Origin of the sequence: Neolewinella aurantiaca (assembly GCF_008014675.1) — a bacterium.
Classification (GTDB): Bacteria; Bacteroidota; Bacteroidia; order Chitinophagales; family Saprospiraceae; genus Neolewinella; species Neolewinella aurantiaca.
Genome location: NZ_VOXD01000084.1, coordinates 1 through 2184 on the forward strand (window position 1 = coordinate 1; position 2184 = coordinate 2184).

Genomic DNA, 2184 nt, shown 5'->3' on the forward strand with positions numbered 1-2184 from the left:
AGAATCACCAAGGACCTGGAACGAACGATAGAAAATTCGGCTTCATTCATTTTGATGGCCAACATTCAGATGGTTCTATCGTCAATACAGAGAAATCTTGACTCGAATTTTTAGACACGCTCTAAGGAGTAGGGGTGATATTTAAATTACCCTTCCCTCCTGATGGGCATTAAATTTACAGCTATGAAAATGCTTTTCTTCTATGGCTTTGTCCTATTTATATTTTTCTTTTCTACTTGTAAAAAGCCTGATCCAATCTATCCGATTCTTGAAAATCCAGTTCTGGTTCCTTCAGAATTAACAAATCGTGAAGTCGATGTAAATAGAATCTGTATCGGAACATTGGTAAGGGATCTTTTAAAACTTCCCTCTTTTTTAGAGCATCTAAAAGTAAATACTTCAACCAGTAGTAATATTTTCAATCAAGAGTACTGCCTGCTCACTAACCTTGGCTCGAGAATAACTCCTGAATTAACACTAAAAGAACTAATCGATATAACTCTTGAACAAAACGCAAGCCCTTGTTTTTCTACACTGGAGGACTTTGAATCAGCTCTTCTGGAAGATCCTTTGCTTGTCATTAAGATTCCAGACATTATCAATATTCAAGAATGGAATACTTCTAGGGACGTTCCTTTCGTATATGTAAAAACTACGACAACTGTCAGCAGTCCAAAAGACCCTAGTCAGTTTGGGTATTTAGGTCTTCATCACAGTGGAGCAATAGACCTTTACAACAATGGTGTTCCAACTTATTTCCCTCTCGTTCTTAAAAGTAGCGAAGACTTCATCGCTATGGATAGATTTTTAAATTGTCACAACGGAATCCAGTTTGACCAACTCCATAGCTCTTTCAATCGACTATCAAATAGAGAGGAAATACTGTCAAGAGGTATAGAGGTTGAAGGCTCCGAACTCACAATAATTAAAGTCAATGACTTGCTTCAAAATAGCAACCAATTGCTTAATCTTTATGGAAGCGAAACTGATTTAACAACCTGTTCATCACAGTGTAGCTATTCTTGCCTGATCTATGAAGAAAGAAAACTTCTTGGTGAAGAAATATTCATACATAATAACAACTCAAATGTATTGGATTATGAATACAAATCTGCCTTTAGGCCTGGGGACCTTACAATTTTTTACGACAATATTGTGCCAATATTATCTGTGCAAAAAAACCGTGACGGTGGCAACGAATTATCTAAAAATATTTTGCTAGGTTCTTTTAGAATCAATCAATTCTTTTTGAGTAATAGGACCGCTGATACGGAATCAATTACTTACGATATTGGTGGCCAGGTAATGCCTATTACTAAGGTGCATTTTTTACTAGAAGCTACGGAGAAAATTTCTTTAAATACAGTTCAAAATAACAACCTTATATTATTAGACGATATAATGGAAAATGACAAGCTTACTCTAAGTACCATGCGAGTAAGTTTAGATTATCCTATTCAAACAATAAACCTCATCAATGGATTACCTCTATCTATTCATAATGCTTGGAGAGATAACGTACTCAATTATGATCTGTTTTGTCTCGACGAAGAAGGGATGCTGGGTTTCAATTCCATATCTATTAAGTATAGTTTCTAAGCTTGACTTTAACCCTTTTAACCGGGGCTGACAATTTAAAGAAACTCTGATGTGAAGTGCCTTGGAGGTGTCTGACATCTTCAAGTTATGCTTCGTTTACAACCAGGGTTTCAATCGGTATACTTAAGCCGGAGTGGTTTGGGACAATTAGCGCGAAGCCAACGCGGTTCCTGACAAGGCAAAAAACGTAGACGAAGCCTTGGTTTCGGCGAGGCTTTTTAACGAAGTCAGGGATCGCGATAGCGAGTGAAAAAGTCCCAAACCACTCTGAATAGGATCGTTGCAGGCTAAGTCATTGATTATCAGTACTCCGATTTTTCTTTAGATGGGCAATTTAGGTGCAGAATCTATTGAAAAACCCAGTTTATCTCAGAGCGTGTCTAAAATTATGAAAATTTAGATATAAAGGCTGTCAGTCGTATCTTGTAAGTCGCTAAACACTACAAATATGACCAAGCAGTGGACTCGGTTGACTGACAGCCAGTGGAACGAAGTTAAAGATTATCTACCAATCAACCGCAAGACAAAACATCAACTCCGGGATGTACTTGATGCCATTCTGTGGCTGGTGCGTACCGGTACTCA

The 2184-nt window shown here is 37.6% G+C and carries 1 protein-coding gene; it reads left to right on the plus strand.

Annotated features, from left to right (window positions below):
• Positions 1–183 precede the first annotated feature (183 nt).
• Entirely contained in the window at positions 184–1599 is a 1416-nt protein-coding gene (locus FUA23_RS22050; RefSeq protein WP_147932939.1) for a hypothetical protein, read from the plus strand.
• Positions 1600–2184: the final 585 nt, after the last annotated feature.